Raw genomic sequence first — 15,687 nt, 5'->3', positions numbered from 1 at the left:
TGCATCCTGTTGCGGAACGCTCTTCGCCGACGCGAATTGTCATGGACGCCGGGCGGACGGTGAGCCGGGACGGGCGATTGCGCGCCGTCGCCAAGGCTTGGCGCCCGCCGGCTCGGGAGTGTCGGACTGGCATGATGCGCGCGCCGGAGAGAGCTTTCCTGGTCGGCCTCGGACGGGCCGGCGGCGGCGCGCTGATGTTCGCCGTGCCGATGCTGATGACCAACGAGATGTGGGCGCTGGGGTTTTCCATCCATCCCATGCGACTCGCCCTGCTCCTCGTGCTGACGCCGATCCTCCTGTTCACCCTCGCTCATTACATCGGGTTCCGCGAGAGCCCCCGGCTGGTCGATCATCTCGCCGACGCCCTGGTCGCGATCGCCGTCGCAGCCTTTGGCGCCGCCCTCTTCCTGTTTCTGTTCGGACTGATCGGTGCCGGCGTTGCGCCTGGCGAGGCGATCGGCATGGTCGGCCTGCAGGTCGTCCCGGCCAGCATGGGAGCGATGCTGTCGCGAAGCCAGTTCGGACAGGAGAGCGATCGGGAAAAGTCCCGTCGCCTGTCGCGCCCCCACTATCTCGGCGAGCTCTTCATCATGGCGGTCGGCGCGCTGTTCCTGTCGCTCGGTATCGCACCGACTCAGGAAGTCATGGATATTTCGCGGACCATGACGGCGGCCCACGAACTGGCCCTGATCGCGGCGAGCCTGCTGATCATGCATGCCTTCGTCTATTTCGTGGAGTTTCGCGGTCGGGTGCCGGTGGTTCCCGGCACGAGCCTCCGGGAACTCTTCGCCCGCTTCACCGTCGTCGGCTATGCCGTCGTTGCGATGGTCAGCCTGTTCATGCTGTGGACCTTCGGACGCCTCGACGGCCTCGGGCCGGGAGAAATCGTCAACGCCGTGATCGTTCTCTCCTTCCCCGGCGCAATCGGCGCCGCGGCAGCCCGACTGGTGCTTTGATGACAACGCCGCGCAAGACCACCGCCAACCGGAGAAAGAAGGCGCCGGCACCGGACCGGGCGCCGGGGGAGGCAAAGGAACGCGGCACGTCGACCTGGGAATGGGCGGTCGCCGCCGTCGGCGGCGTGATCCTTTCCGGCATGGTAGGCTACCTCGTCTGGGACGCGATCGCCGGCTCCGCGGGAGGGCCGCCGGATATCACCGTCGCGCCGGCCGCGACGATCGCCGCCGGCGACCGCTACCTGGTCGAGATCGTGGTCGCCAACCGGGGCCAGGCGACCGGCGCCGATGTCCGGGTGCGGGGAGCGCTGACCGATGGGGACCAGACCCTGGAGGAGAGCACGGTCACCTTCGACTTCGTGCCGGAACAATCGACAAGACGCGGCGGTCTCTACTTCGCGCACGATCCGCAAAGCGCGCGGCTATCGCTGCGTGTCGAAGGCTACGTCGAGCCCTGAGGCCCTATGCCGTGCCGGCGACAGTGACCGCCCGGCGCTCGCGCGACGAGGCGAGGAAGGCGTCGATCAGCCGGTGAACCTTGAGCCCCTCCTGCCCGGAGGACGTCGGCTGGCGACCGGCCTCGATCGCGTCGAGGAAGTCGGCGATCAGCGCCATGTGCCAGTCATGGGGGAAGGCCATCGGGTCGGATCCGCCGCCGAAGCCGGAGTCCTCGGTGAAGGTCTCGGTCCGGCCGTCCCGCCAGTTGACCGTCAGTTCGCCTGCCTCGAGGACCACGTTGCCGTTGACACAGTCGAGGCCGAGTTGCTCGCTAGCGCCGGGATAGGCGGCGGTCGTGCCGGTGAAGGAGCCGAGCGCGCCGCTGGCGAAGCGCATGCCGCCGGCGACGAAATCCTCCGTCTCCATCTGGTGGATGAGGCTGGTGCCGGCGACCGCCTGTACCTCGCTCACCGGTCCGGTCAGCGACAGCATCAGGTCGAGCGAATGGATCGCCTGGCTGATCAGCAATCCGCCGCCGTCGCGTTCGAGCGACCCGCGGCCGGGCTGGTCGTAATAGCCGACCTGCGGCCGCCACCACGGCACCGCGAGTCGCACGCAGGCGATCTCGCCGAGCGTACCCTCGGCCAGCAGCGCCTTGAGCTTCAGCGAGTTCGGCCGGAAGCGATGCTGGAAGACGATACCGAGCGACACGCCGGCCTTGTGACAGGCGGCGACGATCGCCTCGCCGGCCTCGGTCGTCCGTTCGACCGGCTTTTCCATCAGGATGTGCTTGCCGGCGGCAGCCAGCCGCCCGACCAGTTCGGTCCGGACGTTGGGTGGGGTCAGGAGCAGAACCGCGCCGATCTCCGGATCGTCGATGATCGCATCGACCGACTCCACGGCGGGAAAGCCGAACTCGGCGGCGACCGCCTCGCGCTTGTCGCGGCTGCGGGCAAAGACGCCCTTCACCGAGACCCGGTCGGAAAGATCGCGCAGCGAGCGGGCGTGCGGCGTCACCGCCATGCCGAGACCGATCACGCCAACGCCAAGCGGCTTGCGGCCACCGTTCGAGTTCATCTGCTGCCTCCCGGGATGATGGCGCGTGGCGAAGGACTCGCCCGGCCGTTATCAGGCCTGCCGCTGCGGGCAGGTTCGCGCGCATTATGACGAAGGAGCAACCAGACGCCAAACCCCGGGGGTGACGCCGGTTCCTGCTCGCCGGTCATGACGGCCATGAAAGCGCTGCCGCTCGAAAGCGGCAACGCGATGCGATGTCCCGCCTGTTGCTCAGTTCACCCCGGCGCCGACGGTATCGTCCCATTCCTCGCTGATCGTCAGGTTGGCGGCGCCGAGGTCCTCGATCGACGGAAAGACGACATCGGCATAGGCATCGGCCGGCGGCAGCTTGTCGGCAATCGCGTCGGGCACCTTGTCGTGGTTCACCAGATCGTCGAACCGGATCGGGTGGCAGCTTCCCTTCAGCCAGCCGAGCTGGCCGTCGTCGGAATAAAGATACTCCATCCACAGCTTCGCCGCGTTGGGATGCGGCGCATGGGCGCTGATCGCCTGGACATACGGCCGGGCGACGACGCCGCTCTTCGGCACGACGACCTCGATCTTCGGCTCGTCGACGCTGTCGCGGTCGGCGAGAGCGACATAGTCCCAGCGGATGACGATGGGCGTCTTGCCCTCGATCAGCGACGCTGCGGTACCGGCCTCGGGAACGAAATTGCCGGCGGCGTTGAGGTCGGCAAAGAAGCCGAGCCCGGCCTTGGCGACAGCCTCCCCGTCATCGTCGGCCCCCGTGGCCAGGCCAGCGGCGTAGACGCTGAGCGCGGCCTGGGCGGAGGTCCGTGGATCGCCGGAGAGCGCGACGGCGCCCTTGTATTCTTCGCCGAGAAGATCGGCCCAGTCCTCGGGCAGCGTCTTGACGACATCGGTATTCACCTCGAAGGCGATCACGCCGTAATAATCGCCATACCAGTGTCCCTCCGCATCCTTGACCGCGGCCGGAATGGAATCCCATGTGCCGACCTTGAACGGCGCCAGCAGGCCCTCGTCCTGGGCGGATTGGGCGAAGGACAGGGCGAGGTCGACCACGTCGGGCGCGTCCTCGCCGGCATTCGTGGCGCTGGCGCGGATCGCGTCGAGTTGCTCCATCGAGCTCGCCTCGGGCGCGGTCTCGTGGACTTCGATGCCGTATTTGTCGGTGAAGGCCTGGATGATGTCGCCATAGCCGCACCAGTCATGGGGGAGCGCCACCGTGGTGACCGTCCCCTCTTCGCGGGCCGCCTCGATCAGTTCGTAGGACTGGGCCGCCGCCAACTCCACGCCCCCGATCAGCACCGTTGCCGCCACCGGTGCCATGCACATCCACCTGGTCTTCACCACTTCATTCTCCTCGCAAGAAAATCCCACCACCGACCGCCGGATCCGGCGGCGTCGGCAAGAGCCGCATTTGACGCATCTCGTACCGCTTTTGGTTAACACACGTAGCGGCCGGGGAACCAGATGGCAGCGGTCGGGGTCCGTGGAAATCGGGGGCCGGAAAAGGGTGCGGCGCCGAGGGGGCCTTCGGCGCCGCAGATCCTCCGTGGGGATGACAAGGGGCTGATCGAAAACGCGAACACCCCAGCCCTGGTATTCCGTTTGCTGTCCCCTCGAATGCCCGGGCGGCAATCGAGACGCCACCCTGCGGCGGCTTGGGTCGACATCTCGCGGGGAGACTGGCCATGCTTGAGGCGATTGGCCAGATACTCAGTCGGCAACTGCGAGCCGCTCCCTGCCCGTGCGAGGGCTGAGTACCGCCTGACGGCGACAGAAGGATTTCGGTTCGATGACGGAGAGGTGACTGGCCCCGGTGGCGCCGGGTTATCCACAGCCACGTCGCCTACCGGCCTCCCGGATTGTCGTTGAACCCCGAAATCCGGGGCATATCGTTAAAGACCGAACGATTGTCGTAACGGGTCGGCAAGACCTGAACACCAGAGTCCGCCTTGCAGGACCCTGGAAATGACACGCGACCTCCCCGCCGGGCTGCCGGCCCAAGGCAGCGAACGAAGATGCGAAAGACGGCTGCGTTGCCTGAAAGGCGGGCGCGTGACGTTCAACGCCGGATTCGCGGTGCTCGATTGTCGGATTCGCGACATCTCCGGCGGCGGCGCGCAGATCGAGATCGATTCCGTCCTCGGCGTCCCCCGCGAGTTCGAGTTGCAATTCGATGGAACCTCCCGACGCTGCTCGACACGGTGGCGCGCCCGGAAACGGATGGGCGTGGCGTTCGTCGACTAGGCTGGCGATCGGCCGAAGGCAGGCTCCGCGGTCTTACCATCCCGTCGAAGTCTGGTATGGTCAGGCCTTTCCTGCCCATCTCCAAGTCTGCGAGCATCGAACATGACGACAGCCCTTGCCGGACTGTGGCCCCCGGTCGCCACCCCTTTCGGTCCCGACGGTGACGTCGACGATCAGCGGCAGTTGCGGCACAGCCGCACCCTTCTGGCCGACGGCGCCCACGGGCTGGCGGTTCTCGGCACCACCAGCGAGGCCAACTCCCTGACCCTGGATGAGCGGCGGCGGGTGATCGATGCCCATGTCGAGGGTGGGATCGACGCCTCGCGGCTGATGCCCGGCACCGGCGCCTGCGCGATCGGCGACGCGGTCGCCCTGACCCGCCATGCCGGCGAACTCGGGGCGGCGGCGGTCCTGCTGCTGCCGCCCTTCTATTACAAGAACGCCACGCAGGAAGGCATCTACGCCTTCGTCTCGACGGTGATCGAGCAGGTCGGGGCCAAGGCGCCGCGGATCATGCTCTACCATATCCCGCAAATGGGCGCCGGCATCGGCTGGTCGATCGACCTGATCGGCCGCCTGCGCGCCGCCTTCCCCGAGATCATCGCCGGCATCAAGGATTCGGCCGGCGACGCCGACCATACGATCGCCCTGATCGATGCCTTCCCGGATTTCGCCGTCTTCCCCGGCGCCGAGGTCTACCTGCTCAAGGCGCTCAAAGCCGGCGCCGCCGGGTGCATCTCGGCCAGCGCCAACATCAACGCCCAGGGCATCCGGGGCATGCTCGATCGGTGGCAGGAGCCCGGTGCGGAGCAGATTCAGGACGAAATGAACGCCGTCCGCAAGGCGGTCGAGAGCCGGGGCATGATCCCCTCCCTCAAGGCCGTGCTCGCCGAACGCTACGGCGATCCCGGCTGGCTGGCGACGCGACCGCCGCTCCTGCCGATCGCCGATGAAACGCGGAAGGACCTTCTGGCCGACCCGGCGATCGTCAAGCTGCTCGACTCGGTGCCGGCCTAGCGCAAGCCGACAGCCGGGGCGGTCCTGCTTACGGGGAGAGCCGCCGCCGGTTCTTGTGGACGCGGCTGCGATAATCGCGGATGGCGCGATGGGTGACGGCCGTGCCGGACTTGCCGGTGGCGAGGCCCATGACCATCTCCATCCCGACTTCGGTCCCGGCGCTCGCTTTCTCGGCCACCATGCGGCGCATTTCGCGCTCGGCCAGCTTTCCGCCACCGGCGATGCGCATCATCCGCAGAGCCATGACCTGCTGGGCCTCGAAAGCCAGGTATGCGGATTTCATGAAGAGGGAGAGGTAGGACTGAACCATAGCGAATCCTCCGTTTCGGGATACGTCCGGGGAACAGTCGGCGTCGATATCGGGAAGGCGCGCTGGGACCGGCGATAGGCAACACCACAGGGCACGATTTCGTTCCCGATGCAACGTTGGCACTCAGAGTGCCGGGGCGGCCTGCTCGTCGGTCCAGACCCGAAACCCGACCAACGTATTTGCTCCGAAGGTCAGGGTGAGCGGCACGTCAGCGGCATCGCGACCGCGCGCGACCAGAATCCGGCCGATCCGCGGCGCATTGTTGCGAGGATCGAACACCCACCACTGACCGCCGAGATAAACCTCCATCCACGCCGCGAAGTCATTCGGAGACTCGGGCGGCGGCTGGCCGATGTCGCTCACATAGCCCGTGCAATAGCGGGTCGGAATATTCATGCAGCGACAGAAGGAGACCGCGAGATGGGTGAAGTCGCGGCAGACCCCGCGCCCTTCGGCAAACGTCTGCGCGGCGGTCCGCGTCGGGCTCGAATATTCGTATCCGAAGGTCACGTGACGATGAACGTAGTCGCAGATTGCCTGCACCCGGGGCCAGCCTGGCGGCGTGTCCCCGAACAGGCGCCACGCCTCCTCGGTCAGGAGGTCGGTTTCGCAATAGCGGCTGGACAGCAGGAAGGTGAGCGAATCGGTGGGAAGGTCCTCCACAGGATGCTGGACGGCGTCCGTCCCCACCGGGTCGAAGTTCCCGTCATCGCGGATCATGCCGTCGGTCCGAAGGGTGAAACGCCCCGCAGGCGCGACGAGGCGGCTGCACCAGTTGCCGAAGCTGTCGCGGTAATTCTCGATCGGCACGGCCGGCGTGGTGACCAGATGGTCCGGCGTTTCAAGGCTGGCAAAGTGCGAATAATGCACCGTGAGGATAGCGACCAACGGGGTCGGTTGCGGGAAATCGTAGCTCAGTTCGCAACCCAGACGAATGCGCATGGCGTTCTCCCAAGACCTCGGCGAAACAGCCAATGGCCACTGCTAACGTTCTGATGCGCCGTTCGTTGCCGGACGAAACGGCCGGCAAGCATAGCCGGTTTATGCCTTGGCCTGTTCCGGTCGATGATGGGCGTGCCAATGCCAGGCGATATCGATCCGCCGGGGCAGCCAGACGCGGTCCTTCTCGGCAACATAATCGAGGAAACGGGCCAGCGCGGCCGCGCGTCCGGGGCGACCGGCAAGCCGGCAGTGCAGCCCGACCGACATCATCTTCGGGGCCCCCGCCTCGCCTTCGGCATAGAGCGTGTCGAAGGAGTCCTTGAGATAGGCGAAGAACTGATCGCCGGAGTTGAACCCCTGCGGGGTGGCGAAGCGCATGTCGTTGGCATCGAGCGTATAGGGGATGATCAGGAACGGCCCGGTCGGTCCCTCGATCCAGTAAGGCAGGTCGTCGGCATAGGAATCCGACGAATAGAGCAGCCCGCCCTCTTCCGCTGCCAGCTTGATCGAATGGATCGACGACCGCCCGGTGTACCAGCCGAGCGGTCGCTCGCCGGTCGTCTCGGTGTGGATGGCGATGGCCTGGCGCATGTGATCGCGCTCGTCCGCCTCGCTGTAATCCCTGTAGTCGATCCACTTGAGACCGTGGCTGGCGATCTCCCAGTTGGCCTCCTTCATCGCCGCGACGGCCTGCGGGTTTCGCGCCAGCGCGGTCGCGACGCCATAGACCGTCACCGGGATGTTGCGGCCGGAGAACATCCGCCAAAGCCGCCAGAACCCGGCGCGCGAGCCGTATTCGTAGATCGACTCCATGTTCATGTGCCGCTGGTCCGGCCATGCCGCCGCGCCGACGATTTCCGACAGGAAGGCCTCGGAGGCCGCGTCGCCGTGGAGGATATTGTTCTCGCCACCCTCCTCGTAGTTGACGACGAACTGGACGGCAACGCGGGCGTCGTCGGGCCATTGCGGATCGGGCGGGTTGCGGCCGTAACCGATCATGTCGCGGGGATAGGCGTCGTCCATGGTCCGGGGATTCCCGTTTCGAATTTCAGGCCGGAAGCAATGCAGGCGTCATGCCATTTGGCAAGGCCGGATGTGCACCGGCCGACGGGAACGATCGGCAGTCCTGAGGCTTTATCGACTATCCGAGGGATCGGCTACGCATCTGCCAACAAGATCATTCATTGCTCGTTAACCTTTGTTGCCGGACTATTAACGTGAGCCGATTCGAACCGAGGTCTTGGCGCATGACAATGGCAAATGCACTTTCCACCAATGCCCCGTCCTGGCGCGGTCGCGTGACGCTTGAGGAACGCCTCGCCGAGATGCGGATCGTGCTGTCTGCGATGAAGCAGTCGAGCATGTCTGAAACGCTGAGAATGCTCCGCGAACGTTTTCCCGACGTACCGCTGCGCCAGCGGATTCAGGAAATCTCCCGCCTCAACAGTTGATCGCGCGTCGATCCTCGAGGCCAACCGGATTTGGCCTTGGCTGCCACCCTCTGTCATACTCTTGCCGCGACCATAACAACGGCACCTCAACACGAACCCGTTCCTGATCGATCAGGTCAGTCGGCAGTCGGAGGAGACGAATATGGGTAAGGGCATCAAACTCAGAGCCTGGCATCCAATCGACCGGACGCACATCTACGATCTGGGGAACGAATATAACGACACTGGACCGGCGTCGTTCAGCCCGTTCGGCAAGAAAAAATTGGTCATCAGTCAGGGGTTCAACAATAACGACGACCCCGACAACAAGATTCCCTTCGATATCGATTTTGAAATTCGCGGCAGCGGTTTCAAATACGATTTGCTTGGTGTTCCGACCGGAGGAAACGTCAAGAAGATCCTGATCTTCGTCAATGGCGAACTCGCCTACAAATTCACCAAGCTCGACCTCTCGGTTCAGAAGGTGGCCAAGTGGTACGCCATCGGCGACCCGTTCGAGAAACTGTCGAAGCTGCTGAAGGGCGACGACAAGATCATAGGTTCGGACAAATCTGATCCGGACCTGTGGGGCGGCAAGGGCGACGACAGCCTGATGGGGAAGGACGGCCATGACGTGCTCGACGGGTTCAAGGGCAACGACCTCAATGACGGCGGCTACGGCAACGACTACCTCAAGGACACCCGCGGCAAGGACTTCTTTCAATTCTCGACGACGCTGAGCGCCGACTACAATGTCGACACGATTCAGAAGTTCGGCAGGGGCGACACGATCTATCTGAGTTCGGCTATCTTCCCGGCGATCGGCAACAAGCTCAGCAAGGCTGAGTTCCACAAGGGGATGATGGCGCAGGATGGAAACGACCACATCCTCTGGGATGCGGCGAGCCGTACCGGCTATTACGATCCGGATGGTTCGGGGGCCCAGGCTGCCATCCCGTTCTTCATGACCAACAACGACGCCAAGATAGACCACACGGTCTTCCAGGTCGGCGTCCTCGACTATTGAGCCGGCGGCGGCCCTGACTCCGGGTCGTCCCCACCTTCCGGGATCGCGTCGCCATTCGCCTCGGGCGGATGGCCGGCGTCTTTCGCCATGTGCCGGTGGAACGAGCGCCAGCTCAGCGGCAAGGCGCCCAGGTACATCAATGTCAGCACCGACATGGTTTCCCAGGGGAAGCTGACCAGCAGGGCGACGACGAGCACGACGACGACGAAGAGCGGCAGCACCATGTCGCGCGGGATCTGGCGGCCGACGAGCTTGCCCGACCAGGTCGGCACCCGGCTGACGAAGAGCAGCGCGATCGCCAGCGTGTAGACGATCACCAGCGGCGCGGTCAGGACGCCGTGCGGCGCGCCCAGCAGTTCGAGATAGACCGGCAGGAAGACGATCATCGCCCCGGCCGGCGCCGGCACGCCGACGAAGAAGTTCGACTGCCATTCCGGCTTTTTCGGCCCGCCCAGCGAGACGTTGAAGCGCGCCAGCCGCAGCGCCGAGCAGATGGCGAAGATCAGGGCGGCGATCCAGCCGACCGAGCCGGCATCGTCAAGCGCCCAGACATAGAGCAGGATCGCCGGCGCGACGCCGAAATTGACGAAGTCGGTCAGCGAATCGAGCTCGGCGCCGAAGCGCGAGGTCGACTTGAGAAAGCGCGCGACGCGACCGTCGATGCCATCGAGTGCCGCGGCGATGGCGACCGCGGCGATCGCCCAGTCGAAGCGCGCCTCGATGCTCATGCGGATCGAGGTCAGCCCGGCGCAAAGCGCCAGCAGCGTCACCACGCTCGGCAGCACCATGCGGATCGGCACAGCGCGCAACTGGCGCAACCGTCGCCATTTCGGCTCGTCGTCGGGATCGAAGGACTGGAAAAGCGACATCGGCGTCAGTCGACCCTGGCGAGGCGCGTCTCGCCGGCGCCGTCGAAGCGGGCCAGAACCGTCTCCCCCGCCGTCGCGACCTGCCCCACGGCGACCAGCACGCTGGCGTCGAGCGGCAGGTAGACATCGAGCCGCGAGCCGAAGCGGATCATGCCGAAGCGCTCACCCGGGGCCAGCACGTCCCCCTCGCCCGTCCAGCAGACGATCCGTCGCGCCACCAGCCCGGCGATCTGGATCACCGCGACCGGCCCGTGGGCGCTGTCGAGAACCACGGCATTGCGCTCGTTGTCCTCGCTCGCCTTGTCGAGTTCGGCGTTGAGGAACTTGCCCGGCGTGTAGACGATCTTCGACACCGTCCCTGCAACCGGCGCCCGGTTCACGTGGCAGTTGAAGACATTCATGAAGACCGAGACCCGTCGGCGCGGTTCGCTGCCGAGGCCAAGCTGGTCCGGGGGCACGACGTTGGCGACCGAGGAAATCCGCCCGTCAGCGGGGCTGATCACCAGGTCCGCCCCTTGCGGCACCGCCCGCGGCGGATCGCGGAAGAAGTAAACGCACCAGCCGGTCAGCGCCAGGCCGATCCAGAACAGCGGCTGCCAGAGCAGGCCGAGCAGCAGGGCGATGACGAAGAAGATGGCGATGAACGGCCACCCCTCCTTGCGGATCGGCACGAGCATCGACCTGATCGAGTCGAGTACGGATTCCATATTTACGCAACCTTCCCGTCCCCGCCCCGTCCGGCGCTAGAAAGCACGGAAAGCGCCGGAAGTGAAGCCAGCTATTCTGCCGGCTGCTGAGCCGGGACGCGACGGACGAAGCCCTCCGCGTCGGTCTCCTCGACCTCGTGCAGGCGCTCGATCGCCTCGGCCGCCTGGCGCTGGCGGTTCCACATGCTGGCATAGAGGCCGTCCTGCGCCAGCAATTCGTCATGCCGGCCGCGTTCGACGATCATGCCCTTGTCGAGAACGATGATCTCGTGGGCATTGATGACGGTCGACAGCCGGTGCGCGATGACCAGCGTCGTGCGACCAGTCGACACCCGGTCGAGGGCCGCCTGGATTTCGCGCTCGGTGTGGATGTCGAGCGCCGAGGTCGCCTCGTCGAGGATCAGGATCGGCGGCGCCTTGAGCACGGTGCGGGCGATCGCCACCCGCTGCTTCTCGCCGCCGGAAAGCTTCAGGCCCCGCTCGCCGACCTCGGTGTCGTAGCCCTTCGGCAGCGTGGCGATGAATTCGCCGATCTGGGCGGTCTGCGCCGCCTCCTCGATTTCCGCCTGGTCGGCCTCGGTCCGGCCGTAGCCGATGTTGTAGCGGACCGTGTCGTTGAACAGCACCGTATCCTGCGGGACCATGCCGATCGCGGCGCGCAGCGATTCCTGGGTGACGTCGCGGACGTCCTGGCCGTCGATGGTGATCCGCCCGCCGGTCACGTCGTAGAAACGGAAGAGCAGCCGCGAGATGGTCGACTTGCCGGCGCCCGAGGGACCGACGATGGCGATGGTCTGGCCGGCCGGCACCTCGAAGCTGACGCCCTTGAGGATCGGCCGATCGGCGTCGTAGTGGAAGACGACATCGTCGAAACGCACGGTGGCGCCATCAACGACGAGGGTCTTGGCGTCCGGCTTGTCGACGATCTCCGGCGCGACGTCGAGGAGGTCGAACATCGCCTCGATGTCGATCAGGCCCTGCTTGATCTCGCGATAGACGAAGCCGATGAAGTTCAGCGGGATCGAGAGCTGCATCAGCAGCGCGTTGATCAGCACGAAGTCGCCGATCGTTTGGTCGCCACGCAGGACGGCGGCCGCCGACATCGCCATGCAGATGGTCATGCCGGTGGTGAAGATGACGATCTGGCCGATATTCAGCCAGGCCAGCGACGTCCAGATGCGGATGGCGGATGCCTCGTAGCGCTCCATCGAGCCATCGAAGCGCCGCGCCTCCATCGGCTCGTTGCCGAAATACTTGACCGTCTCGAAGTTGAGCAGCGAGTCGATCGCCTTGGCGTTGGCGTCGGTATCGGAGTCGTTCATCGCCCGGCGGATCTTGATACGCCAGTCCGAGGCCTTGACGGTGAACCAGGTGTAGAGCGCCACCGTCACCGCGATCACCACCAGGTACACCCAGTCGAACTGCCAGGTGATGATCACCGCCGCCAGCAGGAATTCGATCACCGTCGGGATGGTGTTGAGGATGGTGAAGCGAACGATGATCTCGATGCCGCGCGTGCCGCGCTCGATGATCCGCGACATGCCGCCGGTGCGCCGCTGCAGGTGAAAACGAAGCGACAACTGATGCATGTGGACGAAGGTCTTGTAGGCAAGCTGGCGAACCGCGTGCTGCCCGACCTTGGCGAACAGCGCGTCGCGAAGGTTGTTGAAGACATTCATCAGGATGCGGCCGACGCCATAGGCGATGACCAGCATCACCGGCACGGTCAGGATCGCCGCCATGCCGACCGCCGCCGCATCGCCCGGCGTCGGGGTTACGAGCGCGTCCGTCGCCCACTTGTAGGTGTAGGGGATGAGGACCGTCACCACCTTGGCGGCGACCAGCACCAGCAGCGCCACCGCGACCCGCTTCTTGAGGTCGGGCCGGTCCGTCGGCCACATGTAGGGCCACAGATTATAGAGGGTGGCGAAGGCCGATTCCGCCTTGACCTTCGGCTTGGCGTCCGCCGCGTCGACCGTGCTCATGACTCCGCCTCCGCCATCTGGCAGCAGGCGCCGGCCGCGCGCTCGAAACCGGTCATCGCCTCGCCGATCGAGGCGAGCACCGTCCTGTCCAGCCAATAGGCGCAGCGCGGTCCGTCGATCTTGCCCTGGACGATGCCGGCTTCCTTCAGGACCTTCAGGTGCTGCGACACCGTCGACTGGGCGAGCGGCAGGTTGCGGACGATCTCGCCGCAACAGCACTGGCGGCCGCCTGCGGCGATCAGCGCCCTGATGATGGCAAGTCGTGCCGGATGGCCGAGCGCCTTGATCTGCCCGGCGAGCTGGATGTCCTGAGTCGAGAATTGCATGGACCATTCATCGCAAAATTACGATGAATGGTCCAGCCTCGATCTCGAAAAATTCCAGACTGCCGGTTTCCGCCCGGGTTTACACCGGCTTGAGCGACGCCTCGCGGTCCCAGAACCGCACCTCCCGGCATTGCTTGACGAAGGCAGCCATGTCGCTGCCCTGCCCGACCGCGACGCACCCATCGTCGAGGTCGTCGGCAATGCCCGCCTTTTCGAGAAGCGGCATTGCTTCGGCGGAATAGGCGATGAACTTGCAATGGGCGAAGGCGTCGGAGACGAAGTCCTTGGCCGGCGGCATCTTCGTCAGAAGGACGACCTGATCGGCCGAGGCGAGGATCGCAACCGCGTCATAGAGCACGGAGGGGCCGCCGTCGATCTTCTGCTTGGCCTCGATCCATGTGCCGTCGCTCGCCTCGACACCGCCGACCCGCGGCGCGACGAATTCGATCAGCGCGCCTTCGGCCTCGAGCGCCGACTTGAGCGCCTCGACCAGGTCGATGTCGCAGCCATCGGTAACCAGCGCCCCGACCTTGCGGCCGGCAAAGCTCTCCGGACCATTCAGCACGATCGACAGCTTGGGCGAATCGGCCAGCGACTTGACCGGCATCGCCGGCTTGGCCGCCTTCGGCATCTCCTTCAGGCGCAGCGCCTCGGCGACCTTCTGGGCAAGGTCCTCATCGACGTTGAGGAGATGGGACACCACCCGCGACCGGATGGCCGGCGTCTCGACCTTCGACAGTTCGAAGGTGAAGGCGTCGGCGATATGCCCCTGCTCGACCGGAGTCTGCGACAGGTAGAATTGCCGGGCCTGGCTGTAATGGTCGGCGAAGGTCTCGGACCTGTACCGGCCCTTCGCCCCCTCGACCTCCTCGGGGAAGGACCTGAAGCCGGCCTCCGGATCCTCGCGCGGACCACCCGCCTCGCTGTCCCACGAATTCGGTTCGTAATTCGCCCGGCCCTTCGGGTTGTGAAACGCCATGTGCCCGTCCTGCTGGAAATGGTGGAAGGGACAGCGCGGCGCGTTGACCGGCAGATGGTTGAAGTTGGGGCCGCCGAGCCGCTTGAGCTGGGTATCGAGGTAGGAAAAGTTGCGGCCCTGCAGCAGCGGATCGTTGGTGAAGTCAATGCCCGGCACGATGTTGCCGGTCTGGAACGCCACCTGCTCGGTCTCGGCGAAGAAGTTGTCGACGCAGCGATCCAGCACCATCCGCCCGACGATCCGGATCGGGACCTCTTCCTCGGGGATGATTTTGGTGGCGTCGAGCACGTCGAAATCGAATTGGTCGGCGTAGTCCTGGTCGAAGAGCTGGAGTCCGAGTTCCCACTCCGGGAAGTCGCCCATCTTGATCGCGTCCCAGAGATCGCGGCGATGGAAATCCGGGTCGGCGCCATTCAGCTTCACCGCCTCGTTCCAGGCGACCGACTGCAGGCCCTGCTTCGGCTTCCAGTGGAACTTGACGAAGGTGGATTTGCCCTTGGCGTTGACCAGCCGGAAGGTGTGGACGCCGAAGCCTTCCATGAAGCGGAAGGAGCGCGGGATCGTCCGATCGGACATGATCCACAGCGCCATGTTGATCGATTCCGGGGTCAGCGAGATGAAGTCCCAGAAATTGTCATGGGCGGTCTGGGCCTGCGGGAAGCCGCGATCCGGCTCCTGCTTGGCGGCGTGGATCAGGTCGGGGAACTTGATCGCGTCCTGGATGAAGAAGACCGGGATGTTGTTGCCGACCAGGTCCCAGTTGCCCTGCTGGGTGTAGAACTTGACCGCGAAGCCGCGCACGTCCCGCGCCAGGTCGGCCGAGCCCTTGTTGCCGGCGACCGTCGAGAAACGAACGAAGACCTCGGTCTTCTCGCCGGCGCGCTGGAAGAGGTCGGCCGCGGTGATGTCGGACAGCGAGTCGTAGGTCTCGAAATACCCATGGGCGCCGAAGCCACGGGCGTGGACGACGCGTTCGGGAATGCGCTCGTGATCAAAATGGAAGATCTTCTCGCGAAAATGCTGGTCTTCCATCAGGGTCGGCCCGCGGCGGCCGGCCTTCAGGGAGTTCTGGTCGTCGGCGACCGGCATCCCCACCTGCGTCGTCAGCGTCGGCACTTCGCCGCCGGCGACCTGATGGGTTTCCCCGCCGGTGCCGCGCAAAATCTTCTGCTCGCCCAGCGCCGCGGTCTTGAGCTCTTTCGCCATGTCCACCTCGAATTTCGTGATTGCCGGTCGAGCGGGCTCGTCCCGCCAACCGTTGCAATCACAATGTTCGAGGGGCATTCCGGTTCCGGCGATCGATGCGTCGGAGACATGGCTTGAGAAAGCGGCGCCGGACACAGCCGGCGCAGGGAGCGACTAGAGCTCAAAGTCCAGGAAGCTGAGATCCGACTTGCCCGCTGAAGGAGC

General features: G+C 65.3%; 16 protein-coding genes. 6 read left to right on the top strand and 10 right to left on the bottom strand.

Features of this window, described 5'->3' with window-relative positions; translation table 11 throughout:
- Positions 1–131: 131 nt before the first annotated feature.
- On the top strand, positions 132–956 hold the full coding sequence (locus tag BLT60_RS16345) for a TIGR02587 family membrane protein (protein ID WP_090877932.1): 825 nt from the start codon (positions 132–134) through the stop codon (positions 954–956).
- Positions 956–1,414: an L-type lectin family protein gene (locus BLT60_RS16340; RefSeq protein WP_090877930.1), complete on the top strand. Its 459-nt coding sequence runs from the start codon at positions 956–958 to the stop codon at positions 1,412–1,414. Before BLT60_RS16345 ends, BLT60_RS16340 begins: the two co-directional genes overlap by 1 nt.
- 4 nt (positions 1,415–1,418) lie before the next feature.
- On the opposite strand, the gene BLT60_RS16335 is transcribed toward BLT60_RS16340, so the two are convergent.
- On the bottom strand, positions 1,419–2,471 hold the full coding sequence (locus tag BLT60_RS16335) for a Gfo/Idh/MocA family protein (RefSeq protein ID WP_090877929.1): 1,053 nt from the start codon (positions 2,469–2,471) through the stop codon (positions 1,419–1,421).
- Positions 2,472–2,681: 210 nt separating this feature from the next.
- Positions 2,682–3,761, bottom strand: a complete 1,080-nt coding sequence (locus tag BLT60_RS16330) for an ABC transporter substrate-binding protein (RefSeq protein WP_175478511.1) — start codon at positions 3,759–3,761, stop codon at positions 2,682–2,684.
- A 645-nt stretch (positions 3,762–4,406) separates the two neighbouring features.
- Here BLT60_RS16330 and BLT60_RS16325 point away from each other — a divergent pair.
- Both BLT60_RS16325 and BLT60_RS16320 read left to right on the top strand, forming a co-directional pair.
- Complete coding sequence (locus tag BLT60_RS16325) at positions 4,407–4,685, top strand: PilZ domain-containing protein (RefSeq protein WP_090877925.1); 279 nt, start codon at positions 4,407–4,409, stop codon at positions 4,683–4,685.
- Positions 4,686–4,787: 102 nt separating this feature from the next.
- Positions 4,788–5,702, top strand: coding sequence for a dihydrodipicolinate synthase family protein (locus tag BLT60_RS16320; protein WP_090877923.1), 915 nt, complete (start codon positions 4,788–4,790; stop codon positions 5,700–5,702).
- Between the two features lie 28 nt (positions 5,703–5,730).
- Here BLT60_RS16320 and BLT60_RS16315 read toward each other — a convergent pair whose 3' ends face one another.
- From BLT60_RS16315 to puuE, 3 genes are all read right to left on the bottom strand, one after another.
- Positions 5,731–6,012 carry a hypothetical protein gene (locus BLT60_RS16315; RefSeq protein ID WP_090877921.1) on the bottom strand — a complete coding sequence of 94 codons (282 nt, stop codon included), beginning with the start codon at positions 6,010–6,012 and terminating at the stop codon, positions 5,731–5,733.
- Positions 6,013–6,135: 123 nt separating this feature from the next.
- The gene (locus BLT60_RS16310) at positions 6,136–6,954 is read right to left on the bottom strand and encodes a transglutaminase-like domain-containing protein (RefSeq protein ID WP_090877919.1); all 819 of its coding nucleotides are present in this window, start codon (positions 6,952–6,954) and stop codon (positions 6,136–6,138) included.
- A gap of 99 nt (positions 6,955–7,053) precedes the next feature.
- Positions 7,054–7,977, bottom strand: coding sequence for an allantoinase PuuE (puuE, locus tag BLT60_RS16305; protein ID WP_090877917.1), 924 nt, complete (start codon positions 7,975–7,977; stop codon positions 7,054–7,056).
- A gap of 230 nt (positions 7,978–8,207) precedes the next feature.
- On the opposite strand from puuE, the gene BLT60_RS24095 reads away from it, so the two are divergent.
- Positions 8,208–8,405 carry a hypothetical protein gene (locus tag BLT60_RS24095; protein WP_139167868.1) on the top strand — a complete coding sequence of 66 codons (198 nt, stop codon included), beginning with the start codon at positions 8,208–8,210 and terminating at the stop codon, positions 8,403–8,405.
- A gap of 142 nt (positions 8,406–8,547) precedes the next feature.
- The gene (locus tag BLT60_RS16300; RefSeq protein WP_090877915.1) at positions 8,548–9,411 is read left to right on the top strand and encodes a calcium-binding protein; all 864 of its coding nucleotides are present in this window, start codon (positions 8,548–8,550) and stop codon (positions 9,409–9,411) included.
- On the opposite strand, the gene pssA is transcribed toward BLT60_RS16300, so the two are convergent.
- The 5 genes from pssA to BLT60_RS16275 all read right to left on the bottom strand — a co-directional run bounded on the left by pssA (position 9,405) and on the right by BLT60_RS16275 (position 15,483).
- Positions 9,405–10,280, bottom strand: coding sequence for a CDP-diacylglycerol--serine O-phosphatidyltransferase (pssA, locus tag BLT60_RS16295; RefSeq protein WP_090877913.1), 876 nt, complete (start codon positions 10,278–10,280; stop codon positions 9,405–9,407). The two genes, BLT60_RS16300 and pssA, sit on opposite strands and share 7 nt — an antisense overlap.
- Before the next feature lie 5 nt (positions 10,281–10,285).
- Positions 10,286–10,987: a phosphatidylserine decarboxylase gene (locus BLT60_RS16290; RefSeq protein WP_090877911.1), complete on the bottom strand. Its 702-nt coding sequence runs from the start codon at positions 10,985–10,987 to the stop codon at positions 10,286–10,288.
- A 71-nt stretch (positions 10,988–11,058) separates the two neighbouring features.
- On the bottom strand, positions 11,059–12,972 hold the full coding sequence (locus BLT60_RS16285; RefSeq protein WP_090877909.1) for an ABCB family ABC transporter ATP-binding protein/permease: 1,914 nt from the start codon (positions 12,970–12,972) through the stop codon (positions 11,059–11,061).
- Positions 12,969–13,298, bottom strand: coding sequence for an ArsR/SmtB family transcription factor (locus tag BLT60_RS16280; RefSeq protein ID WP_090877907.1), 330 nt, complete (start codon positions 13,296–13,298; stop codon positions 12,969–12,971). Before BLT60_RS16280 ends, BLT60_RS16285 begins: the two co-directional genes overlap by 4 nt.
- A gap of 79 nt (positions 13,299–13,377) precedes the next feature.
- A complete protein-coding gene (locus BLT60_RS16275; protein ID WP_090878443.1) occupies positions 13,378–15,483 on the bottom strand; it encodes a catalase in 2,106 nt (701 codons plus the stop codon).
- Positions 15,484–15,687 lie beyond the last annotated feature (204 nt).

Origin of the sequence: Bauldia litoralis (assembly GCF_900104485.1) — a bacterium.
GTDB lineage: Bacteria > Pseudomonadota > Alphaproteobacteria > Rhizobiales > Kaistiaceae > Bauldia > Bauldia litoralis.
The sequence above is the reverse complement of the archived record's forward strand: the minus strand, read 5'-3'. Positions and strand labels throughout refer to the sequence as shown.